General features: G+C 60.1%; 27 protein-coding genes. 24 read left to right on the top strand and 3 right to left on the bottom strand.

Annotated elements, in window-relative coordinates; translation table 11 throughout:
• Nucleotide 1 precedes the first annotated feature (1 nt).
• The 20 genes from CD58_RS06005 (at nt 2) to recX (ending at nt 14,663) form a co-directional block, all read left to right on the top strand.
• A complete protein-coding gene (locus tag CD58_RS06005) occupies nt 2-613 on the top strand; it encodes a phage baseplate assembly protein V (protein WP_025212145.1) in 612 nt (203 codons plus the stop codon).
• 11 nt (nt 614-624) lie between these two features.
• Nucleotides 625-957, top strand: a complete 333-nt coding sequence (locus CD58_RS06010; RefSeq protein WP_025212146.1) for a phage baseplate protein — start codon at nt 625-627, stop codon at nt 955-957.
• Complete coding sequence (locus CD58_RS06015) at nt 954-1,949, top strand: baseplate J/gp47 family protein (protein WP_025212147.1); 996 nt, start codon at nt 954-956, stop codon at nt 1,947-1,949. The genes CD58_RS06010 and CD58_RS06015 overlap by 4 nt, the downstream gene beginning before the upstream one ends.
• On the top strand, nt 1,946-2,581 hold the full coding sequence (locus tag CD58_RS06020) for a phage tail protein I (RefSeq protein WP_025212148.1): 636 nt from the start codon (nt 1,946-1,948) through the stop codon (nt 2,579-2,581). The genes CD58_RS06015 and CD58_RS06020 overlap by 4 nt, the downstream gene beginning before the upstream one ends.
• Nucleotides 2,582-4,129, top strand: a complete 1,548-nt coding sequence (locus CD58_RS06025) for a phage tail protein (protein ID WP_025212149.1) — start codon at nt 2,582-2,584, stop codon at nt 4,127-4,129.
• An 81-nt stretch (nt 4,130-4,210) separates the two neighbouring features.
• A complete protein-coding gene (locus tag CD58_RS06030; RefSeq protein ID WP_025212150.1) occupies nt 4,211-4,648 on the top strand; it encodes a hypothetical protein in 438 nt (145 codons plus the stop codon).
• Between the two features lie 89 nt (nt 4,649-4,737).
• On the top strand, nt 4,738-4,947 hold the full coding sequence (locus tag CD58_RS06035; RefSeq protein WP_025212151.1) for a hypothetical protein: 210 nt from the start codon (nt 4,738-4,740) through the stop codon (nt 4,945-4,947).
• Between the two features lie 2 nt (nt 4,948-4,949).
• A complete protein-coding gene (locus CD58_RS06040) occupies nt 4,950-6,116 on the top strand; it encodes a tail protein (RefSeq protein WP_025212152.1) in 1,167 nt (388 codons plus the stop codon).
• On the top strand, nt 6,116-6,622 hold the full coding sequence (locus CD58_RS06045) for a phage major tail tube protein (protein WP_025212153.1): 507 nt from the start codon (nt 6,116-6,118) through the stop codon (nt 6,620-6,622). Before CD58_RS06040 ends, CD58_RS06045 begins: the two co-directional genes overlap by 1 nt.
• A 210-nt stretch (nt 6,623-6,832) precedes the next feature.
• Nucleotides 6,833-7,408, top strand: coding sequence for a phage tail assembly protein (locus tag CD58_RS06050; protein ID WP_025212154.1), 576 nt, complete (start codon nt 6,833-6,835; stop codon nt 7,406-7,408).
• Nucleotides 7,405-7,530 (top strand): hypothetical protein, encoded by a 126-nt coding sequence (locus tag CD58_RS31590; RefSeq protein ID WP_038436473.1) that lies wholly within the window; start codon nt 7,405-7,407, stop codon nt 7,528-7,530. Before CD58_RS06050 ends, CD58_RS31590 begins: the two co-directional genes overlap by 4 nt.
• Nucleotides 7,531-7,536: 6 nt before the next feature.
• Nucleotides 7,537-9,711, top strand: a complete 2,175-nt coding sequence (locus CD58_RS06060; RefSeq protein WP_025212155.1) for a phage tail tape measure protein — start codon at nt 7,537-7,539, stop codon at nt 9,709-9,711.
• Nucleotides 9,711-10,094, top strand: a complete 384-nt coding sequence (locus CD58_RS06065; protein WP_025212156.1) for a phage tail protein — start codon at nt 9,711-9,713, stop codon at nt 10,092-10,094. Before CD58_RS06060 ends, CD58_RS06065 begins: the two co-directional genes overlap by 1 nt.
• Nucleotides 10,087-10,299 carry a tail protein X gene (locus tag CD58_RS06070; RefSeq protein WP_025212157.1) on the top strand — a complete coding sequence of 71 codons (213 nt, stop codon included), beginning with the start codon at nt 10,087-10,089 and terminating at the stop codon, nt 10,297-10,299. The genes CD58_RS06065 and CD58_RS06070 overlap by 8 nt, the downstream gene beginning before the upstream one ends.
• Nucleotides 10,300-10,308: 9 nt before the next feature.
• The gene (locus tag CD58_RS06075) at nt 10,309-11,325 is read left to right on the top strand and encodes a contractile injection system protein, VgrG/Pvc8 family (protein WP_025212158.1); all 1,017 of its coding nucleotides are present in this window, start codon (nt 10,309-10,311) and stop codon (nt 11,323-11,325) included.
• Nucleotides 11,326-11,397: 72 nt separating this feature from the next.
• The gene (locus CD58_RS06080) at nt 11,398-11,961 is read left to right on the top strand and encodes a glycoside hydrolase family 19 protein (RefSeq protein ID WP_025212159.1); all 564 of its coding nucleotides are present in this window, start codon (nt 11,398-11,400) and stop codon (nt 11,959-11,961) included.
• Entirely contained in the window at nt 11,943-12,479 is a 537-nt protein-coding gene (locus tag CD58_RS06085; protein WP_038436476.1) for a lysis system i-spanin subunit Rz, read from the top strand. The genes CD58_RS06080 and CD58_RS06085 overlap by 19 nt, the downstream gene beginning before the upstream one ends.
• A 71-nt stretch (nt 12,480-12,550) precedes the next feature.
• The gene (locus CD58_RS06090) at nt 12,551-13,051 is read left to right on the top strand and encodes a CinA family protein (protein WP_025212161.1); all 501 of its coding nucleotides are present in this window, start codon (nt 12,551-12,553) and stop codon (nt 13,049-13,051) included.
• A gap of 83 nt (nt 13,052-13,134) precedes the next feature.
• Complete coding sequence (recA, locus tag CD58_RS06095) at nt 13,135-14,187, top strand: recombinase RecA (protein WP_003184807.1); 1,053 nt, start codon at nt 13,135-13,137, stop codon at nt 14,185-14,187.
• An 8-nt stretch (nt 14,188-14,195) separates the two neighbouring features.
• On the top strand, nt 14,196-14,663 hold the full coding sequence (recX, locus tag CD58_RS06100) for a recombination regulator RecX (RefSeq protein WP_025212162.1): 468 nt from the start codon (nt 14,196-14,198) through the stop codon (nt 14,661-14,663).
• Between the two features lie 46 nt (nt 14,664-14,709).
• On the opposite strand, the gene CD58_RS06105 is transcribed toward recX, so the two are convergent.
• Nucleotides 14,710-15,828, bottom strand: a complete 1,119-nt coding sequence (locus CD58_RS06105; protein WP_025212163.1) for a TIGR00730 family Rossman fold protein — start codon at nt 15,826-15,828, stop codon at nt 14,710-14,712.
• 455 nt (nt 15,829-16,283) lie between these two features.
• On the opposite strand from CD58_RS06105, the gene CD58_RS06110 reads away from it, so the two are divergent.
• Nucleotides 16,284-16,478 (top strand): hypothetical protein, encoded by a 195-nt coding sequence (locus CD58_RS06110; RefSeq protein WP_025212164.1) that lies wholly within the window; start codon nt 16,284-16,286, stop codon nt 16,476-16,478.
• On the opposite strand, the gene CD58_RS06115 is transcribed toward CD58_RS06110, so the two are convergent.
• The gene (locus CD58_RS06115; protein ID WP_025212165.1) at nt 16,479-16,901 is read right to left on the bottom strand and encodes a quorum-sensing-regulated virulence factor family protein; all 423 of its coding nucleotides are present in this window, start codon (nt 16,899-16,901) and stop codon (nt 16,479-16,481) included.
• 184 nt (nt 16,902-17,085) lie between these two features.
• Here CD58_RS06115 and CD58_RS06120 point away from each other — a divergent pair, with 184 nt between their 5' ends.
• The 3 genes from CD58_RS06120 to CD58_RS06130 all read left to right on the top strand — a co-directional run bounded on the left by CD58_RS06120 (nt 17,086) and on the right by CD58_RS06130 (nt 19,135).
• Nucleotides 17,086-17,832, top strand: a complete 747-nt coding sequence (locus CD58_RS06120) for a tRNA-uridine aminocarboxypropyltransferase (protein ID WP_025212166.1) — start codon at nt 17,086-17,088, stop codon at nt 17,830-17,832.
• A 214-nt stretch (nt 17,833-18,046) separates the two neighbouring features.
• The gene (gene erdR / locus CD58_RS06125; RefSeq protein WP_025212167.1) at nt 18,047-18,700 is read left to right on the top strand and encodes a response regulator transcription factor ErdR; all 654 of its coding nucleotides are present in this window, start codon (nt 18,047-18,049) and stop codon (nt 18,698-18,700) included.
• Between the two features lie 72 nt (nt 18,701-18,772).
• Complete coding sequence (locus CD58_RS06130; protein ID WP_025212168.1) at nt 18,773-19,135, top strand: diacylglycerol kinase; 363 nt, start codon at nt 18,773-18,775, stop codon at nt 19,133-19,135.
• 12 nt (nt 19,136-19,147) lie between these two features.
• Here CD58_RS06130 and CD58_RS06135 read toward each other — a convergent pair whose 3' ends face one another.
• A complete protein-coding gene (locus CD58_RS06135) occupies nt 19,148-20,074 on the bottom strand; it encodes a LysR family transcriptional regulator (RefSeq protein ID WP_025212169.1) in 927 nt (308 codons plus the stop codon).
• Between the last annotated feature and the right edge of the window lie 73 nt (nt 20,075-20,147).

Here is a 20,147-nt window from a genome sequence, read left to right on the forward strand (position 1 = left end):
CATGTTCGATGCGCTTTTGAGTCTGCATCTGGGGCCGATCATCGAGCGTCTGGCCGAGATGGAGACCGAGCTGGAAGACCTGCATCGGCGTGCCGACAGTTTCTGTCGCATCGGCGTTTGTCAGGAGGTCGATGCCGCCAGCAACACCTGCAAGGTCAGCCACGGTGGGCTGCTCACCCCAGCGATCCGCTTTTTCAATCCCAGTGCCGGCGCCCAGAGCGAGTCGCGGATTCCCTCCGTGGGCGAGCAGTGCCTATTGCTGAACCATGGCGGCGGCGAGGGCGGTGGGCAGTCGGTGGCGTTGTTCGGCCTCAACGGCGGTCAGTTCCCGCCCGTCTCGACACAGGCCTCGCTGACGCGTCGCCTCTATCAGGACGGTTCGGAAAACGGCTACGACCACGCCAGTCATGTCCTGTATTGGAAAAACGGTCCGGCGGCGTTCACCGGTTCCCGTGAAGCCCTGCAACTGAACTTCGGCCCGTCGCGGTTGGCGATGACAGCCGAGGCCATCGAATTGCAAGTTGGCGCCGTCGGCCTGCGGCTCGATGCTTCCGGTGTGCACCTGAGCGGCCCGGTGGTGGATCACCAGGGTCGCGTCATCAGTACCGCATAAGAGATTTCCTCATGATTGGAATCGATCGAAATACCGGCGCCACGGTCGACGACTGGCTGCAGTTCGTGCAGCGCGCCACCCGGGCGTTGACCACGCCTTTAGGCACTCGTCAGAAGCGTCCTCTATATGGCTGCGCACTCACCCAGCTACTCGGGCAGAACCTCGGCGACGACTTGCTGATCCTTGCCCAAAGCCACGCCGCTCAAGCGTTCTACAACCCACAAAACGGCATCAGTGATTTCGAGCCACAGGTCATTGTCGCCAGCCGACACGGCGCCGGCTTGCTGTTGCGCTTCGCCGGCACCTGGAAAAACCGTAAGCAAACCTTCGAGGTGGTGACATGAGCATGTTGATACCCGGCCAGAACCAGTTGGCCGAACCGGCCATCGTCACCGTCGACGCGTTCGAGGACCTGCTCGCAGAGTTCAAGACTTTCGTTATCGAGTACGTCGGCGCCCGCTCTCCCGGGAGTGCGGCCAAGCTGGTGGACAGCCTCGAGAACGAAAGCGAACTGCTGACCCTGGCCCTTGAGGCGTTCTGCGTACGGCTGCAAACCCATGAACGCAAATACAACGCTCGCATCAAGCAGATGCTGGCGTGGTGGGCCACCGGGACCAACCTTGATGCTCGCCTGGCGGACATGGGGCTCGAACGTCAGTTGCTCGATCCGGGCGATCCGGCGGCTTTCCCGCCCATCGCTCCGGTCTACGAGAGTGACGATGATGCCCGCTTGCGCTACTACCTTGCGCCCCATGCTCCGGCGGCGGGCTCGCGCATGCAGTATCGGCGGGAGATCTTCACCCTCGGCGAACGGCCTGCGGTGAAGGTGGAAAGTGCCGCTGGCGGTGTCGTGAACGTGACCTACACCTTCGATCCGGACGGTCTCGCCGCGCAAGTCAAGGACGGCAACGGACGCCGGACCGCACCGGGCGAAGTCACGGTCACGGTGCTTTCCCGCGAGGGCGACGGCACACCGTCCGAAGCGCTGCTGAACGGTGTTCGCCAGCACTTCTCCCGGCCTGATGTGCGACCGGAAACCGACCTGGTCATCGTGCAGGCCGCGCAAATCAAACCCTACAAAATCCGTGTCGTGGCGAAGATCAATGCCGGTCCGGATTCGGGTTTGACCCAAGTTGCCGCAGAGCAGCAATTACAGGCGTACGCCGAGGCCTGTCACCGCCTGGAAGGTCGGGTGGACCCGAGCTGGATCGACTACACGTTGCACAGCGCGGGCGCAGTTCAACTGCAGATTCTCGAACCGCTGGCGCCGATTGTGACGACGGCTTTCCAAGCCCCGTACTGCACGGGCGTCGAGGTCGAGGTGGACACGTTATGAGTGACGACACACCGCGCCCGAGTTTGCTGCCGGCCAACAGTTCACCGCTGGAAAGGGCGCTTGACCTGGGTTTCGCCCGCTTGCTTGAACGCATCGATCCGCCGTTTCCCGAGCTGATGAATCCGCTCTCGACGCCCCAGGCCTTTCTGCCGTACCTCGCGGCGGATCGCGGGGTCAGTGAGTGGAGCTCCGCGGCGGGCGAGACTGAAAAGCGTCTGACGGTGGAACTCGCCTGGCCCACCGCTCGGCAAGCCGGGACACGAAAGGCGCTGGAAAATGCCGCCAAGGGCTTGCAGCTCATGCCCGAGGTGCGCGCCTGGTATGAGCAAACGCCACCCGGCCCGCCCTACAGTTTTTCCGTCAGGGCTTTTACCGAACAACCCTATAGCGAAGCCATCGACGCCCGCCTTGATCGTCGGCTGGCCGATGCCAAAAGCGAGCGCGACACCTTGACGGTTTCGGTCGGCTTGAGTGCCTTCGGCCGTCACGTCATCGGCGCCGCCACGCTGTGCGGCGAGCTGACCACGGTTTATCCGATTGTCATCGACGGGCTCGAAGCCTCGGGCCAGGCCTTCATGGCCGCCGGGCTCTACAGCGTCGAAACCTCCACTATTTATCCACAGGGGTCCTAAATGGCCGACTACTACACCCTGCTCACCGATGCGGGGATCGCCTACGAAACCGCCTGCAAGGCGGCGGGCACACCCATCAAGCTGTCGCAGATTTCCGTCGGTGACGGCGGCGGCGCGGTCTACAACCCCGCGGCCACCGCCACGGCGCTGAAACGCGAAGTGTGGCGCGGGCCGCTCAATGCGCTGTTCCAGGATGAGAAAAACTCGAGCTGGTTACTGGCCGAAGTGACCATCCCGCCGGAAGTGGGCGGCTGGTATGTGCGCGAGGCCGGGATCTGGACCGATACCGGGATCCTGTACGCAATTGTTAAATATCCGGAGTCGTTCAAACCGGTGTTGGCGACTTCCGGTTCGGGGAAAGAGTTTTATATCCGGTCGATTTTCGAGACCAGTAATGCTGAGTCGGTGACGTTGCTGATTGACGACACTGTGGTCAAGGCGACGCGGGCTTGGGTGGCGAGTTATGTGGCTGATGAGCTTGCCAAGCTCGATGGAAAGCAATCTGTGCGGGTGGCGACGACGGCCAACATTGCCCTGAGTGGCGCGCAGACGATTGATGGTATTGCTGTGGTCGCGGGAGATCGAGTTCTCGTTAAGTCCCAGACGTTGGCGAAGGACAACGGTATTTATGTCGCCACAAACAGCGCTTGGATACGAGCAAAGGATGCCGACGCAAGTGTCGAAGTCACCTCGGGGCTGATTGTCTCGGTTGAGGAAGGGACGACGCTTGCCAATACGATCTGGCAGTTGGTGACAGATGGTGTGATCGTGCTGGGTACTACGGGGCTGAGTTTTCAGAACGTCACTCAAGGGTTTGCGCCGATTAATTCCCCAGCTTTCCAAGGAATGCCTACAGCTCAAACGGGGGCTCAGTTTGATAACACGAACAAGCTAGCTACAAACCTGTTTGTGCAACGAGCTCTGGGTAATCTTAGTGCCGCTATAGCTATTACCGATACGATCAGCCTAACGGCTGCGCATTGTGGCTTCTTACTGGTAGGGTCCGTTGGACTTCTTGGTAAAACTGTTACGTTGCCACCCATCAGTGGGCTGCCTACCGGCGCGACGATCCATTTTTCTGCCGGTGTGGCTGAGACCACTATTGCGGCGGCAGGGTCCGACATCATAGGTCCGAATGTAGGTGCAACGGGGTCAACCATCACCTCATTTTTAATTGACGCGCTTGATTCAGTCACTCTTGTGAACGTCGGATCAGGCTGGCGAATGGTAGGTGGTTCTCACCTTAACAAACACAGCGGCCAGTTTGGTGCTGGTCTCGTTGCCAATGGCTATCAGAGACTCCCGAGCGGTTTGATCATTCAGTGGGGCACTGCCGGGAACACAAACGGATTCGGAACATGGACTTACCCAATAGCATTTCCAAATGCAGTTTTTCGTGTGTTTGCCAGTAACGACGCCACGGCTTCTGGTGCCAGCATGTACGCATGTGGTGCTCATCCTTCTGGAACGCCTAAAGTATCAGCCACCATCGCGAGTCAGTTGGCGACTGGGGGAGATGCCATCTTCCTGTTTGCCATCGGTTACTGACTTTCAAGACAAGGAACTTCTACCAAAATAAAACTACTTCATCAGTCCTGGATGCTGGGACTGTGAACATAAGGTGAGGAAATGACTCTTTTTTCAAGCAAGACAACGGGTGGTTTCTACGATGACTCCATTCACTCTGCTGCGCAGATTCCCGAAGATGTAGTCGAAATAACCCAAGAGCGACATATGGAGCTTCTTGAGGGACAGTCCATGGGGAAGCGGATTTCAAGTGGCGAGGATGGTTATCCAATACTTATCGATCCACCTGAACAGTCGCCTGAGTCTTTAGCAGCGATTGAGCGTGTATGGCGTGACGGCCAGCTTGTTGTGACCGATGGCATGGTTGCCCGGCATCGCGACGAGTTGGAGGAGGGGCGAGAGACCACTCTTCCTGTCGAACAATACTCGGAGCTTCAAACGTATCGACGAACGCTACGCAACTGGCCGGAGGGGAAAGATTTCCCGCTGGTCGATCACCGTCCGATAACACCGTCTTGGCTGCTTAAACAGCCCCAATAAACGCCCCGCACCGACGGGGCGTTTTCTTATCCGTCCAACACCCAACAGCCCCTTCTCAAGGGGCTTTTTCGCATCTGGAGAACCCAAAAATGGCACCACGCCAAACCTACACCGTACTCCTCCCATTCCCCACCGGCGGCGGTCATTGGTCGACCACCGGCCAGGAACTCGACCTGCTCGACGTCGAGGCCAACGCCTTGCGCAGCGCCGGTCGCCTGGAACTGAAAAAAACCGAGGCCGGTGAATCGGTCTCTACATCCACCGCGGCCAAAAAAGCCGCTGCCAAGAAGGCTGAATAACCATGGCTGAGGTTTTGAACTTCGAGCACAACGGCATTACCGTCAATGCCACTGAATCTCCCGAGGCCATGGGTGGCCTGGGTGACAACGTCATCGGGCTGGTCGGCACCGCGCCGAATGCCAATCCGCTGATTCCCAAGAACACGCCGTTCCGCATCAACAGCTTCACCACCCAGGCCCAGTTGGATCCGACCGGTGCCGAGGCGGGGACCTTGTTCCAGGCGGTGTTCCAGATCCTCAAAGTGGTCAAGGTGCCGGTCTATGTGGTCATCGTCGAAGAGGGCGCCACACCGGCTGATACCCAGAACAACGTCATCGGCGGCATCGAGGCGCAGACCGGTCGCAAGTTGGGCTTGGCCGCGTTGAGTGGGGTCGCTGAAGACCTGACCATCATCGGCGCGCCAGGCTTCACCGGCACCAAGGCCGTGGCCGGCGAGTTCGCCTCGTTCGGCAAACGCATCAAGGCGCGGGTGGTGCTCGATGGCAAGGACGCCTCGGTCGCCGACCAAGTGACCTACAGCCAGGAACTGGGCGGCGCGGACCTCGGTTTCGACCGCTGCCTGGTGGTACACAACATGCCAGCGGTGTACTCCAAGGCCGCGAAGAAAAACGTCTTCCTGGCGCCGTCGAGCCTGGCCATCGCCGCGCTCGCCAAGGTCAAGCAATGGGAGAGCCCGGGCAACCAGGTCACCTACGCCGAAGACGTCTCGCGCACCGTGGAATACAACATCCTCGACACCTCCACCGAAGGCGATCTGCTCAACCGCTACGGCGTCAGCTACTACGCCCGGACCATCCTCGGTGGCTTCTCGCTGCTGGGTAACCGCTCCATCACCGGCAAGTTCATCAGCTACGTTGGCCTGGAAGATGCCATCAGCCGCAAGCTGGTCAAGGCCGGCCAGAAAGCCATGGCCAAGAACTTGACCAAGTCGTTCATGGACCAAGAGGTCAAGCGCATCAACGACTGGCTGCAAACCCTGGTCGCCGACGAAACCATCCCGGGCGGCAGCGTGTACCTGCACCCGGAATTGAACAGCGTCGAGAAGTACAAGAACGGCACCTGGTACGTGGTCATCGACTACGGCCGCTACGCGCCGAACGAACACATGATTTATCAACTCAACGCCCGCGATGAAATCATCGAGCAGTTCCTGGAGGACGTTCTCTAATGTTTACCAACCGCGTAAGACAGGCCATCGCGGCCACCCTGCAAGGCCTGCCGTTGTCGGCGACCGTGGAAAGCTTCACCCCACCGAAGATCGAGTTCGCCATGGAGACGATGACCGGCGGGCGCTTTATTGGCGAGGAAATGGCCAAGAGTGGCAACGTGCTTGGGGCCACGTTGGTGCTACAAGGCGTGGGACCGGAAATCATGCTGGCCCTAGGGGTGGGCGTGGGCGACGACATTCTGCTGAACGTGCGCGAGGCCGGTCAGGATCAGGATGGCAATACCTGGTTCACCTACCACACCGTCGGCGGGAAGTTGAAATCCTTGACCGAAGCGCCGCTGAAAATGGGTGATAAATCGACCACCACGTTGGACCTCTCCTGCCGCACCTACAGCCGTCTCGAAAACGGCATTCCGGTGATCGACATCGACGTACGCACCCAGAAGTTCGTGCTCAACGGCGTCGATATTCTCGGCGATGCTCGCCGTGCGGTGTTGTTGCCCTAATCACTGCAGCATTCGCAATGCCAGTCAGTTAAACGCAGTCCCTGTGGGAGCGGGCTTGCTCGCGAATGCGTCAGCACATCCAACATTAATGTTGCCTGACCCACCGCTTTCGCGAGCAAGCCCGCTCCCACAGGGGAATCCGCCCAGCCAGAGATTTGCGATAACTGCCCCGTGTTGCGCCTCCCCAGTATTCACCAAGGAACTGATTCCATGTCCTGGACGCCTCCCGTTCACGTCTTGCTGTCGCCGATCACCGGTGACGACGAAACGCAGATCAAGCAACTCCAACTCAAGCCGCTGTACTACGCCGCGCAGAAAGACGCCCTGGCCCGTGCCGGCGATGACGAAGACGATCAGTTCTTCGAGCTGGCCAAATTGGCCACCGGCCTGTCGGTCAAGGAACTCGACCAGCTCAAACGCCCGGACTACGTGAGCATTGCGCAATACGTGCATGAAATGTCGACCCGTCTGACGTCCCACTTCCTGGAACAGGTGGACGGCGCACCCGCCGACCCCGACCAGGTGCAACTGCTGCAACCGCTCAACGCAGCGGGTCGCAGCGTGACGTCGCTGAGCCTGGAGATGCCGATACTGCGCGCCACCAAAGCGATGAAAAAACTGAAGACGGCCAAGGAACGCGCCGAGTTCATCACGGCTCATTGCACCGGCCTGATGCTTCCCGACCTGGACCTGCTGACCGTGCCCGACTGGACGCAACTGCAGGTACGCATCGACGATTTTTTAAACAAACCGGCGGACTTCTTTCGGAGCGCGACATCGAAGTGATCCTCGATGTGGTGCCGCTCATTTACCCGGTAAGTGAAGCGGAAATTCTGGAGTGGGACGCCGGCAAGGCCTTGCGCCGTTACGACATCGCGATCACTCGCCTTGGCGTGAAACAGGAGTAGAGCGGGATGGCGGACGATAGATATTCGCTCAAATACGCAGCCTTCAATGAGAGTGGGTTGGCGTTTGGTAATACCAGCCTCGCGAGTGGTGTTTCAGCGCAAGGCACAGGTGCGTCCGCCAGGGAACAGCTGTCTGGCCTCGGTCTGGCGCTGGAGAACCTCGGACTCAAGCTCGGTCTGCTGACGACGGCTGTCGAGTCATTGACCTTGAAGCTTTCGGCGCAACGGACGATGGGGGCCGCAGCCAAGGCTGAGACGGCCAAGGATCCGAAGGGTCGATCAGGTGGCGGTATCGAACCGCCGGAGCTGCTGAAGCCGGCGATAGCGATGGATTTGGCCATGGCCGATCTGAAGCAGGCGGGCCGATTTAGCCCTCGTCAGATCGCAGAAATGGCTGAGCCAACTCAGCAGATCGCCATCGCTCCGCTAGTGGCAGCCGGTGGGACCAAAGCGGTCGATCTGGTGAGGATCGAAAGTATGGCGGCCAGGGCGGGAATCGGGAGCGATCTGCCCAACGCTTCAGACCGACAGTTCGAGTTGCTGCGCTTCGCCAGTGATGCTGGCGTCGCTGCCTCGGCATTCAGGCTGCCGGCCATGGAGGTCGCCGAAATGATGGTCGGCTGGCGCACCTCCATGAAGCTCAGCGGCGCTCAAGCCTTTGACCTGGCGGATGCCTCCAGCCATCTGGGCAAGATCCCCGGTGGCGCGAAAGCGGGTGACATCGGCGCCGTCTTGCAGCGTGACGGTGCGGCGGCGACGGCGGCGGGGCTGGCCCCTGCGCAAGCCGCCGCGTTGACAGCGGCATTGCTCAATACCGGTTCGCAACAAACTGAAGCCAGCGTAGCGCTCAATACTTTCACGACTGCCATGGGCAAGGGTGATCAAGCCTCCGCCACTGAGCAAGCGGCCTGGAAGCAGTTGGGACTGGAGCCGAACGCGGTGGCGAGCGGCCTGCGCGGCAAAGACACGGCGCCTGGCACAGTGATGTCGGTGCTTGCGGCTTTGAACGCGCAACCTGCCGAGAAGCGCCCGGCGCTGGCCTCCACGTTGTTTAGCTCCGGTGACGAAGCGGTGCTGCGCATGGCGCAGAAACTGGCCGATGTGAATGAAGCCTTCGGACAGGTGAACGACCCAGCTCAGTACGCCACGTCGCAGTTGGGTAATGGAGGCTCGGTGAGGCAGGACGCGTTGGCGCTGTCGAACACTCGGCAAGGTCAGTTGAACGTCCTGGATGCACGCGCTGACAGGCTCTCAGTGACCACGGGCAATGCCCTGGCGCCCGTCGCGGACATCTCGATTCAGGCGCTTGGTTCGCTGGCGGATGGCATGAGCGAATTGGCTGAGTCTTCACCTAAAGCCACCGCTGCCATTGTATTGGTTGCCGCCGCGATCAAACCGCTGGTGGGCATGCTGCTCAAGGCCGTAGTGGATGAGATGTCCAATCAGGTGGCCAAGCGGGTGTTGGGCAAGGCCGCTCCGCACCTTCCCGGCCGACTGGGTGAGGTGATCTCCGAAGACTTCAGGAAAAATCCTCGTGGGGACAAGCTGGATACAAGCAATGCCAGCCAGCGTCCCGAATCCACGAGAGGACCGAAAATACGCGTCAGTACACGAGGCTCGCGGGGGACCGCAGGGCGTTATCCACTCGGACCAACGGCCTCATTACGCTCGATGACGCGCAACGCGCCCGGCCCATTGAAAGTGGTCGGCGCCGTCGCTGATGTGGCCGAGGGTGTGCTGACCGGCGACAAACAGATGATGGGCGCAGGCCTGGGAGCCGCGGGTGGCGGCTGGGCAGGCGCGGCTGCGGGGTCTGCGGCCGGTGCCGCTTTGGGCAGTGTCGTTCCGGTGATCGGCACTGCCATTGGGGGGCTGGTTGGCGGACTGCTGGGCGGCTGGCTGGGGAGTGATGCCGGCGCCTCCCTGGGTGAAAAACTCGTCGCCCCCGCCGACAGGCTCGCTGCTCCAGACCAGGTCAGCAAAGACCTGGCCAGCACCCAGACAACCACACAGCAGAACACCATGACCGCCAACATCTACATCAACGGCCAGGACCAGGCCAGCGCCAGTCAGCTGGCCAACCTGGTCGTGCAGCAGCTCTCGGGCCAATTCGGCTTAACGACCGTGCCCAACTCACTGGCCATGCGCAGTGATGCGGCCCTGACCGACGGAGGTACGTGATGCGTCAACAAATGGCACTCGGCAGTTTCATCTTTGGCCTGTCCAGGCATTTCGCTTACCACAACCTGGTGCACACCTCGAATGGCGGCTGGAAGAGCATCGACATCCTCACCAGCAAACCCAAGTCCAGCCAGGTCGGCCAAGGCCTGCAAGGGCTGACGATCACGGGCAAGTCGATGTATGCGACCGCTATGGATCGACTCGATGAGCTGCGGGCATTGCAGGCCCAGCGCATCCCCCTGCCGCTGGTGGATGGCATCGGTCGCAACTGGGGCCTGTGGCAGATCAACAAGGTCACGGAAACCCAGACCGAGATCATCGATGACGGCACCGCGATGGTGGTCGGCTGGGTCATTGAATTGACGGAGTTCGCCAATGCGTAGGGTTCGAAGCATCGCCGGTGATTCGGTGAATCTGTTGCTGTACCGCGAGCTTGAGCGTTGTGACGATGCCACCGAGGAAGCACTTTGGCGGCTCAATCCAACCTTGGCCGAATGGGGGCCGGTCCTGCCGGCGGGGGTGTGGGTCGTGCTGCCGGAAGTAGACCTCAAGCCCGTTGCAACTGCGCCGGTTTCGGCTTGGGATTAAGGAGGCGACATGTCACTGGGTTTCACCCCCGCGGTAGAAATTTACGGCGCGAACGCCGCGTTGCTCAACGAACGTTTGCTCAGTTGGACCCACGTCGATGCAGCGGGAATCGAGTCCGATCAACTGGCGCTGACGATCAGCCTGGAGGGGCTTGAAGGCTTGCCCAGCCTGGGCGGTAAAATCGGTCTGCGGGTCGGCTACCTGGAGTCGGGGCTGGTGGATAAGGGCGAGTTCGTCATTACCCGGCGCACGCCGACGCTGTTCCCGTTGCGCCTGACATTGGTGGCCATGGCCGCGCCGTTCAGTGCGGCGGACCAGACCGGATTCAAGCAGCGCCGCTCCGTCAGCCATGGCCCGACGACCTTGGGCGCGCTGTTTCGTCAATTGACCTCCAGGCACGGCTTTTCTCCCCGTGTGGCGCCGGACTTGTCGCTGATAAAGATCGAACACATCGACCAGTCCAACGAAACCGACATGGGTTTCCTGACGCGCCTGGCCCACCGTTACGACGCGGTCGCCAAGCCGGTCAACGAGTTGTATGTACTGGCGCGGCGCGGTCAGGCGAAGTCGTTGTCTGGCAAAGTCCTGCCGCAGATCCAACTGTCGGTGACGACGAACAATCGTCCGGGCGACCAGGCTTTTATCTCGGCTGTCCTTGATGAAACCGCCCGGGCGAAATACCAGGGTTGCAAGACCCGTTGGTGGGACGCGGCAACCGGCACATTGCGAGTGGAGGAGAGCGGCATCGCGCCGTTCAAGTCCCTTCGCCAGCGTTTCCAGAGCGCCAACGACGCCCGCGCCGCCGGTGAAGGGGAGGTGCGTCGGATGATGCGCGAAGCACTCAAGGTGAAGATCGAATGCCCGGGCAACCCGGGGCTGTCCGCTGAAGGCATCGTGCTGCTGGACCCCACCTGGCCGGACTTCATGCGCGGTCGCTGGTCGATCGACAAAGTCATCGCCTCTGGTGATCGGGCAACCAGCTATCGCTGCAAGATTGATGCGACGTGCCTGGATGCCAGGGCCTGACACCTGCCCCTTATGGACGCGAGCTTGCTCGCGAAAAGGGCAACACCCATAACGAATTTCGATGACCTGACTATGGACGTTACCCAACAGCAACTCATAAAAATCATGCCCAACGCCCGCAGCCAAGCGGGCGTTTTTGTTTCCGCGCTTAACAGCGCCATGTCCCGCTACCGTATCGAAACCCCCAAACGCGTCGCCGCATTTCTGGCGCAGGTCGGTCACGAATCGGGGCAATTGCGCTATGTGCGCGAGCTCGGCGGTGAGCAATACCTCAGCCAGTACGACACGGGACCGTTGGCCGCGCGCCTGGGCAATACGCCCCAGGCCGACGGGGACGGTCAGAAGTACCGAGGCCGGGGGTTGATTCAGATAACCGGGCACGACAACTATCTTCGTTGCAGCCTGGGTTTGTTTGGCGACGAACGCCTGCTGGCTTTGCCCGAGCTGCTGGAGCAACCGCAATGGGCCGCTGAATCCGCGGCGTGGTTCTGGGAGCAGAACGGCTTGAACGAACTGGCTGATCGCGACCAGTTCAACAGCATCACCCGACGCATCAACGGCGGCTTGAACGGTTTGGAGGATCGCCTGCAACTCTGGGCGCGGGCGAGGGCGGTGTTATGCCAGTCTTCGACCTGATGCCTTTCTCTGCTCGCACCCTGGGTATTGTCGTTTTACTGGCAGTGTTGGCAGGTGGTCCGGCGATGCTCGCGTGGCGACTCCAGGATTGGCGTTATGGCCAACAGTTAGCGCAATTGGCGCAATCCCAGGCCGCGACATTGAATCAGATAACCCAGGCAGCAGCGATGCAGCAAAAGGCCGAGCAAGACAAACGCCAAGCCCTGGAACAACAACTCTCCACCAGCGAATACACCCATTACCGAGCCTTGAGCGATGCCCAACGTGACCAGGATCGCCTGCGCGATCGCCTTGCTACTGCCGATGTCCGGTTGTCAGTCCTCCTCGACGCCGACGATGTTGCCGCCGGTTGTGCAGTGCCTGCCGCCGCCGGCACCGGCGGCGTGGATCATGGCGCCCCACGCGCCCGACTTGACCCGGCGCATGCTCAACGAATTATCGCCATCACCGACGCCGGTGATCGCGGATTGATCGCCTTGCAGGCGTGTCAGGCCTACGTCAGGGCGCTGAGCCGGTAATCCGTCGAGCCTTGCAAGCTTGGCATGCTCGTGTACGGTAGGCCCCACTTGCGACGAATCAGGAGAGCCTCATGGACGACATTACCGAGCTGGCCGCTGAACTGGGCAGGCGCCTGCAGTTGCTCAATGCCCATGTGACCACGGCCGAGTCCTGTACTGGCGGCGGGATTGCCGAGGCGATCACGCGCATTCCAGGGAGTTCGGCCTGGTTCGAGGCTGGCTACATCACTTATTCCAACCGCCAGAAGACCCAGCAATTGAATGTGCCGGCCGAATTGTTCGGGACGGTGGGGGCGGTCAGCCGCGAGGTGGTCGAGGCCATGGTACGGGGCGCTCAGCACCAGAGCCTGGCGCGGTTTGCCGTGGCGGTCAGTGGTGTGGCCGGGCCGGACGGTGGTTCGCCGAATAAACCGGTGGGCACAGTGTGGCTCGCCTGGGGCATTGGCGAGACAGTGCTCAGCGAGCAACGATTCTTTCCGGGCAACCGCGATGAGGTCCGCCGACAAACGGTGAAGGCCGCGCTAGAGGGGCTGTTACAACATGCCTCTGTAGAAATCTCAAATCAGGGGTAGGCGATCCTCAATCGCTGTGGAATAATACTGGCTACTTATACAGGTGTTGGCCGTCAGGCCTTATTGATTACGTGAGGACTTTAATGGACGACAACAAGAAGAAAGCCTTGGCTGCGGCCTTGGGTCAGATCGAACGTCAATTCGGCAAGGGTGCCGTAATGCGTATGGGCGATCAGGACCGTCAGGCTATTCCTTCCATCTCCACCGGCTCCCTGGGCCTGGACATCGCGCTTGGCATTGGCGGCCTGCCGAAAGGTCGTATCGTTGAAATCTACGGTCCTGAATCGTCGGGTAAAACCACACTGACCCTGTCTGTGATCGCCCAGGCTCAAAAAGCCGGCGCGACCTGCGCCTTCGTCGACGCCGAACACGCCCTGGACCCGGAATACGCCGGCAAACTGGGTGTCAACGTCGATGACCTGCTGGTTTCCCAGCCGGACACCGGTGAGCAGGCCCTGGAAATCACCGACATGCTGGTGCGTTCCAATGCGGTCGACGTGATCATCGTCGACTCCGTGGCGGCACTGGTGCCAAAAGCTGAAATCGAAGGTGAAATGGGCGACATGCACGTGGGCCTCCAGGCTCGCCTGATGTCCCAGGCGTTGCGCAAGATCACCGGTAACATCAAGAACGCCAACTGCCTGGTGATCTTCATCAACCAGATCCGTATGAAGATCGGCGTGATGTTCGGTAGCCCGGAAACCACCACCGGTGGTAACGCACTGAAGTTCTACGCCTCGGTTCGCCTGGACATCCGTCGTACTGGCGCGGTGAAAGAAGGTGATGAGGTTGTCGGCAGCGAAACCCGCGTCAAGGTCGTGAAGAACAAGGTGGCTTCGCCGTTCCGTCAGGCTGAATTCCAGATTCTTTACGGCAAGGGCATCTACCTCAATGGCGAGATGATCGACCTGGGTGTGTTGCACGGTTTCGTCGAGAAATCCGGCGCCTGGTATGCCTACAACGGCACCAAGATCGGTCAGGGCAAGGCCAACTCGGCCAAGTTCCTGGCGGACAACCCGGAAGTTGCCGCAGCCCTCGAGAAGCAACTGCGTGACAAGCTGCTGAGCCCAGTGGCGGACGTCAAGGCAGTGGCGAATCGCGAAACCGTTGATGACCTGGCTGACGCTGACCTCTGATTGATTCGATGACCGTCGTACTCGATACCCTCGTCGCGGTGCGACGAACCGCGATGGACCTGCTCGCCAGACGCGAGCATGGTCGGGTCGAGCTGACGCGTAAACTACGTCAGCGCGGTGCTCCCGATGAGCTGATCGACTCGGCACTCGACCGTTTGACGGAAGAGGGTCTTTTATCAGAGTCCCGCTACCTTGAGAGCTTTGTCTCTTATCGTGCCCGCTCTGGGTACGGTCCGTTGCGAATTCGCGAGGAGCTCGGGCAGCGTGGCTTGCAACGCCCGGATATCGAACTCGCGCTGCGCGAAAGTGGGATCGATTGGCAAGCGCAGCTGACGGACACTTGGCGTCGCAAGTTCTCAGGGCATTTGCCCATTGATGCACGAGAGCGTGCTAAGCAAGGGCGTTTCCTGGCGTACCGAGGGTACTCCATGGAAATGATCAACCGATTGTTCAGCGGTCGCGGCACGGATGATTAAACAAGAACGGCCCGCTATTTCGATAGCGGGCCGTTTTTTTATGGGCTCAGGTTGCCTTGATCGGTTCCCACGTGAGCGGATGGGGTTCGGGAGTGGGCTGGGCCCAGTTTTCCGACAGGTTGATGTAGTCCACCAATTCCCTTAAGCGGCCGTGATCGCGGGCGTTGAAGGTAAACGCCAGTCGTGTCAAATGACTGAACCGGGCTTCGTCGTGCTCCTCGCCGCTGTAGTCATGTTGATGAAAACAGTCGTTCAGGCACAGGTCGGCAAATTCTCCCTGCATTTGCTGCAGCGCCTGCTCGCTGAGCTTGTGATTCATGCGAATCACGAACTGGTGCTTGAGCCAGCGGCTGGAGTGGAAGTTGCGATAGAACTGGTTGATCTCCTCCACGGCTTCTTCGGCGTTGTACACCAGGCGCATCAATTTCATGTCAGTGGGCAGGATGTAGCGGTTTTCCTCCAGTTGCTCGCGGATGAAATCCAGGGCGCCTTGCCAGAACTTGCCCCCTGGAACATCCAGCAGTACCACCGGCACCAAGGGGCTTTTGCCCGTCTGTACCAGCGTCAGGACTTCCAACGCTTCATCGAGGGTGCCAAAGCCGCCCGGGCAGAGCACCAGTGCATCGGCCTCCTTGACGAAGAACAGTTTGCGGGTGAAGAAGAAGTGGAACGGCAGAAGGTTCGGCGTGCCTTCCACGGTCGGGTTGGCGTGTTGTTCGAAGGGCAGGGTGATGTTGAAGCCCAGGCTGTGGTCGCGCCCCGCGCCTTCATGGGCGGCGGCCATGATGCCACCGCCGGCACCGGTGATGACCATCATGTCCGAACGGGCCAGCGCCGCCCCCAGCTCTCGAGCCAGGCCGTACAGCGGGTGTTCGATGGGTGTGCGGGCCGAGCCAAAGACCGTGACCTTGCGTCGGCCCTTGAACTGTTCGAGCGTGCGGAACGCGTGCTCCAGTTCTCGTAGGGCCTGCAAGGTGATCTTGGCATTCCAGCGGTTGTGATCTTCCTGGGCCATGCGCAGCACGGTCAGGATCATGTCGCGGTAGATGGGGAGGTTCGGGCTGTTGGGTGATACCAGGTTGAGTTGCTCTTCGACCTTGCGGGTGAGGTCGTGGCCATGGCTCTCAAAATGACGACTGAGCAGGTCATTCGGTTTATAAGGCATTCAACTTCTCCTTCTTAACAGGACCCCGGCCCGAACGAGAGATTCGTCAGGGCCACGACACACCGTGTGTCGTTGTCGGCCCAGGCCCGTGCCTGGACGTTCGACCTGGCTCGACGCGATCTATGGCAGGCGATCAAGCCATCCTGCGGGTCCTGCTTTTTCCTTGAATGAAAGAACAATCACACAGCAAGGTGTTGGCGGGGCAGCCTCGGTCTGCCCGATGAAAAACAGATACTTCTGAATCTAGCTGATCTTCGCTGTCTTGATCATGGCGCTCAAAAGTGACCGTTGGCAACCGCTGGCTACACGCGCTGAAATACCCCGCCGCTCGTCAGATGGCCGACCGGGCAGGTGCCGCTCTGATTTACTGATAATAAGCGTGCCAATGCAATTCGGCGCTCAGGGCTGGGCGCCACGCGATGGACTGAACGGGATCGGGCATGGAGGCGGGAGAGATGACCAGGGTGACTCTGGAACTCGACAGGCAGTTGTACCTGACATTGCTGGAAGCGGCTCAAGCCAATCAGGTAAGTCTTGAAGAGGAATGCTGCCGACGGCTGGAAGGCCGGGCATGGCGCTCGCGTTATTTGCAGGCGTTGGTGGCGGAACTGCGCGCCGACGATGAACAGCGGCGCGCTCGCTCGGGTTGATTACTTCTTCGTCTTGGCCGGTTTCGGGCAGTCCGATTCCTGGAAGCGTTCGGTCGCGACCGGGCGATTGGTTTTAACCTCGGTGAACTCGTAGCGCATGGTGGCGCCCTTGGCCATCAGCTTACGGAAGCCTGGGTTGGTGCACACTGTAGAGCCCAGCTGGAAATACACGGCCTTGGGGTCGGCGCGCATTTTCTGGGCATGGCTGCTTTGCACACTGAGGTGATTGATCAGCTCGGTGCCTTCGACGGTATAACCCTGGTCGAGAATGTCTTCGTTGATCGCCCGTGGCGTGCCGACGCTGCTTTGCGTGGCCACATTCTGCAGCATCTTGTTCAGTTCGAGTTCTTTCAGCGAAGCAGCCTGAGCGCTGAGGGACGTCGCCAGCAGAACGGCAACGGTAGGGACGATAAGGCGCAGCATGAAACTCTCCTGGTTCAGTGACTGGTGGTTCGACCGATCACATGACTGTGCGTTCAGTGGCGGGAAATTATAGGGGAGCTCGGGCGGACGGTACAGGCTTGCGCGCTCTGGTAGACTGCCGGCCTCAATTGCCTTGCCGAGTGTTGTTCGTGTCGAGTTTTCCTGTCTGTCGGCGTCGCCCCCGATGAATCATGCCCCTAACGCCGTAGCCCGCCTGCGCGACCAGCGCATCGATGAGGGTATCAAGCCGATTCAGGCCCGTGGTTGGCGCGCTCCCCGTTGCAGCGCCTGCCGGGTGATCGAGAGTCATTGCCTGTGTGCCTGGCGTCCAAGCGTTGAGACCCGCTCCGGGATCTGCCTGATCATGACCAACAAGGAAGTGTTCAAGCCGAGCAACACCGGTTGGTTGATTGCCGACGTGGTGCGCGACAATCACGCCTTCATCTGGTCACGCACCGACGTCGACGCGCAACTGCTGGCGCTGCTGAATGACCCGCAATGGCAGCCGTACCTGGTGTTTCCTGGCGAATACGTAGAGCCATCGCGGGTCACCCACACGGTTGAACTCGATTCTTCCAAGCGTCCGCTGTTCATTCTGCTGGACGCGACCTGGACCGAGGCGCGGAAGATTTTCCGTAAAAGTCCCTATTTTGACCGACTGCCGATCCTGAGCCTGTTGCCCGACAAGTTGTCGCGCTACCGCTTGCGCCGTTCCACCCGCAGTGAGCACCTGTGCACCGCCGAAGTGGCGGCGTTATGCCTGGAACTGGCAGGGGACAGCGATGCCGCGTCGGCCCTGGACGCCTATTTCGATGTGTTCAGCCAGCATTACCTGGGCGCCAAACGCCAGCAGGAGGTGAATGTATCGACCCCGGCCCATGCCGAGTTGCAACCCTTTATCCGTACGGCGCAAGCAGTGTTGGCCCAATAGTGGCCCATACTGCACGCAGCGGTGGCGGTGCTGCTTGACCACCCTGGCTTCGCTGGGCATGCTGGGCGCCGACCAGGGTGCGGCCAAAGTTTGAAACGCTGTGTTTGGCGTTGAACATGCCCCTGTGGATACTGCTGCCGGGCGGTATCTTGAGTGGTTTTGGCGAGGCGCGAATGCATCGGGCCTGCCATTAAAAAACAGGATCATTTTAAAAATGGCCACATACGAAATCCTGATTGCTGATGATCACCCGCTCTTTCGCAGTGCGTTACATCAGGCAGTGACCCTGGGCCTTGGCCCGGATGTCCGGCTGACGGAAGTGGCCAGTATTGCGGAACTGGAGATCCGGTTGACCGAAAAGGCTGACTGGGACCTGGTGCTGCTGGACTTGAATATGCCGGGTGCCTATGGTTTTTCCGGTTTGGTGCTGTTGCGTGGTCAATACCCGCAGATCCCCGTGGTGATGGTTTCAGCCCAGGAAGAAGCGTCGGTGATGGTCAAGGCCCGGGAGTTCGGCGCCAGCGGCTTCATTCCCAAATCCAGCTCTCTGGAACAGATCCAAAAAGCCGTGAAGGCTGTGTTGGATGGCGATGTGTCCTGGCCGCCCCAGGCGTTCGAAGCAGTCAGCGTGTCCGCCGAAGCCAAAGCCGCCAGCGAAGGCCTGGCCAGCCTCACGCCGCAGCAGTTCCGGGTGTTGACCATGGTCTGCGAAGGCTTGCTGAACAAGCAGATTGCCTATGAGCTGAGCGTGTCGGAAGCCACCATCAAGGCCCACGTAACGGCCATCTTTCGTAAACTGAACGTGCGCACCCGGACCCAGGCGGCTTTGCTGTTGCAACAACTTGAGTCAATTTCACCGCAGCCTTAACGCTCTTGTTCACGCTTTTTTGACCGGTTATGAATTAGCTTCTCCACTCCTTTCGATCAGTTGCCTACTCATATGTCACCTTTTAAAGGCCAAACGGGCCTGAAACGCATCCTCAACGCCTCTGGATATTCTCTGGATGGGCTGCGTGCAGCGTTTGTCGGCGAAGCGGCTTTCCGTCAGTTGGTGCTGCTCAATGCCGTGCTGATTCCGTTGTCGTTTTTCCTGAATGTCAGCCGCGTCGAGCAGGCGCTGTTGATTGCGGTCTGCCTGCTGGCGTTGATTGTGGAGTTGCTCAACTCTGCGGTGGAGGCGGCCATCGACCGCATCTCGCTGGAACTGCACCCACTGTCAAAAAACGCCAAGGACATGGGCAGCGCCGCCCAGTTGGTCGCGCTGACGATGATCGCGTTGGTGTGGGGAGTGGTGCTGCTTTAAGCGTCCAGGCGCTCAGGCAATGGCCGGCAGTACGATTTCATCGCTACGCTGGACCCCGGCGGTGAAGGCTCGGCACAGTTCGAGGAACTCACGCATGGCCGATGTCTGATATTTCTGTTTGTGCCAGATGAAATAAAACTGCCGGGCCAGGTCCATGTCCGGGGTCTCCACCGCGACGAGGCTGCCACGGCGGAAAGCGTCGCGCAGGGCCAGGCGTGAGATGCAGCCAATCCCCAGGCCGGACTCCACGGCGCGCTTGATGGCTTCGGTGTGCTCCAGCTCCAGGCGGATATTCAACGCGCTGCGATGGTGGCGCATGGCTTGGTCGAAGGTCAGGCGTGTGCCAGAGCCCTGTTCCCGAAGAATCCACGCTTCATGGGTTAGCTCCTCCATGGTCGCTTGGCCGCGCTTGGCCAGGGGGTGTTGAGGTGCACAGAACACCACCAGTTCGTCCTCGACCCAGCTCTGCACTTCGATGTCCGGATGGCTGCAATCGCCTTCGATTAGACCCAGATCAATTTCATAGTGGGCAACCTGTTGCACGATATTGGCAGTGTTCTGCACGTGCAGCTTCACCTGGCTTTCCGGATGGCGCTGCATGAAGCCGCCGATCAACAGGGTCGCCAGGTAATTGCCAATGGTCAGGGTCGCGCCGACCGCCAGTGAGCCGAAACCGGACTTGCCGTTGAGCAGGTCTTCGATCTCCTTGGCCTGGTCCAGCAGCGCCACCGCCTGGGGCAGCAGCTGTTTGCCGAGGGCATTGAGACTCAGGCGTTTGCCGGCGCGGTCGAACAATTGGCAGCTGGATTGACGCTCCAGTTCGGTGATGGAGGTGCTGGCGGCCGACTGCGAAAGATTGAGCAGGCCCGCAGCACGGGACACACTCTCTTGCTGAGCGACGGCGACGAAGACTTGAAGTTGACGTAGAGTAAATCGCATATCGATATAACCGATAACCCTTATCTTAATAATCCATTTAACAGATATTGTCGCCGCCATTAGAATGCGATGC

Source organism: Pseudomonas brassicacearum (assembly GCF_000585995.1).
In the GTDB taxonomy this organism is placed as follows: domain Bacteria; phylum Pseudomonadota; class Gammaproteobacteria; order Pseudomonadales; family Pseudomonadaceae; genus Aquipseudomonas; species Aquipseudomonas brassicacearum_A.

Excerpts from the sequence above, each read along its gene's own strand:
- CD58_RS06005 (WP_025212145.1), top strand. The coding sequence starts at position 2 with ATGTTCGATGCGCTTTTGAGTCTGCATCTGGGGCCGATCATCGAGCGT.
- CD58_RS06010 (WP_025212146.1), top strand. The coding sequence starts at position 625 with ATGATTGGAATCGATCGAAATACCGGCGCCACGGTCGACGACTGGCTG.
- CD58_RS06015 (WP_025212147.1), top strand. The coding sequence starts at position 954 with ATGAGCATGTTGATACCCGGCCAGAACCAGTTGGCCGAACCGGCCATC.
- CD58_RS06020 (WP_025212148.1), top strand. The coding sequence starts at position 1,946 with ATGAGTGACGACACACCGCGCCCGAGTTTGCTGCCGGCCAACAGTTCA.
- CD58_RS06025 (WP_025212149.1), top strand. The coding sequence starts at position 2,582 with ATGGCCGACTACTACACCCTGCTCACCGATGCGGGGATCGCCTACGAA.
- CD58_RS06030 (WP_025212150.1), top strand. The coding sequence starts at position 4,211 with ATGACTCTTTTTTCAAGCAAGACAACGGGTGGTTTCTACGATGACTCC.
- CD58_RS06035 (WP_025212151.1), top strand. The coding sequence starts at position 4,738 with ATGGCACCACGCCAAACCTACACCGTACTCCTCCCATTCCCCACCGGC.
- CD58_RS06040 (WP_025212152.1), top strand. The coding sequence starts at position 4,950 with ATGGCTGAGGTTTTGAACTTCGAGCACAACGGCATTACCGTCAATGCC.
- CD58_RS06045 (WP_025212153.1), top strand. The coding sequence starts at position 6,116 with ATGTTTACCAACCGCGTAAGACAGGCCATCGCGGCCACCCTGCAAGGC.
- CD58_RS06050 (WP_025212154.1), top strand. The coding sequence starts at position 6,833 with ATGTCCTGGACGCCTCCCGTTCACGTCTTGCTGTCGCCGATCACCGGT.
- CD58_RS06060 (WP_025212155.1), top strand. The coding sequence starts at position 7,537 with ATGGCGGACGATAGATATTCGCTCAAATACGCAGCCTTCAATGAGAGT.
- CD58_RS06065 (WP_025212156.1), top strand. The coding sequence starts at position 9,711 with ATGCGTCAACAAATGGCACTCGGCAGTTTCATCTTTGGCCTGTCCAGG.
- CD58_RS06070 (WP_025212157.1), top strand. The coding sequence starts at position 10,087 with ATGCGTAGGGTTCGAAGCATCGCCGGTGATTCGGTGAATCTGTTGCTG.
- CD58_RS06075 (WP_025212158.1), top strand. The coding sequence starts at position 10,309 with ATGTCACTGGGTTTCACCCCCGCGGTAGAAATTTACGGCGCGAACGCC.
- CD58_RS06080 (WP_025212159.1), top strand. The coding sequence starts at position 11,398 with ATGGACGTTACCCAACAGCAACTCATAAAAATCATGCCCAACGCCCGC.
- CD58_RS06085 (WP_038436476.1), top strand. The coding sequence starts at position 11,943 with ATGCCAGTCTTCGACCTGATGCCTTTCTCTGCTCGCACCCTGGGTATT.
- CD58_RS06090 (WP_025212161.1), top strand. The coding sequence starts at position 12,551 with ATGGACGACATTACCGAGCTGGCCGCTGAACTGGGCAGGCGCCTGCAG.
- recA (WP_003184807.1), top strand. The coding sequence starts at position 13,135 with ATGGACGACAACAAGAAGAAAGCCTTGGCTGCGGCCTTGGGTCAGATC.
- recX (WP_025212162.1), top strand. The coding sequence starts at position 14,196 with ATGACCGTCGTACTCGATACCCTCGTCGCGGTGCGACGAACCGCGATG.
- CD58_RS06105 (WP_025212163.1), bottom strand. The coding sequence starts at position 15,828 with ATGCCTTATAAACCGAATGACCTGCTCAGTCGTCATTTTGAGAGCCAT.
- CD58_RS06110 (WP_025212164.1), top strand. The coding sequence starts at position 16,284 with ATGACCAGGGTGACTCTGGAACTCGACAGGCAGTTGTACCTGACATTG.
- CD58_RS06115 (WP_025212165.1), bottom strand. The coding sequence starts at position 16,901 with ATGCTGCGCCTTATCGTCCCTACCGTTGCCGTTCTGCTGGCGACGTCC.
- CD58_RS06120 (WP_025212166.1), top strand. The coding sequence starts at position 17,086 with ATGAATCATGCCCCTAACGCCGTAGCCCGCCTGCGCGACCAGCGCATC.
- erdR (WP_025212167.1), top strand. The coding sequence starts at position 18,047 with ATGGCCACATACGAAATCCTGATTGCTGATGATCACCCGCTCTTTCGC.
- CD58_RS06130 (WP_025212168.1), top strand. The coding sequence starts at position 18,773 with ATGTCACCTTTTAAAGGCCAAACGGGCCTGAAACGCATCCTCAACGCC.
- CD58_RS06135 (WP_025212169.1), bottom strand. The coding sequence starts at position 20,074 with ATGCGATTTACTCTACGTCAACTTCAAGTCTTCGTCGCCGTCGCTCAG.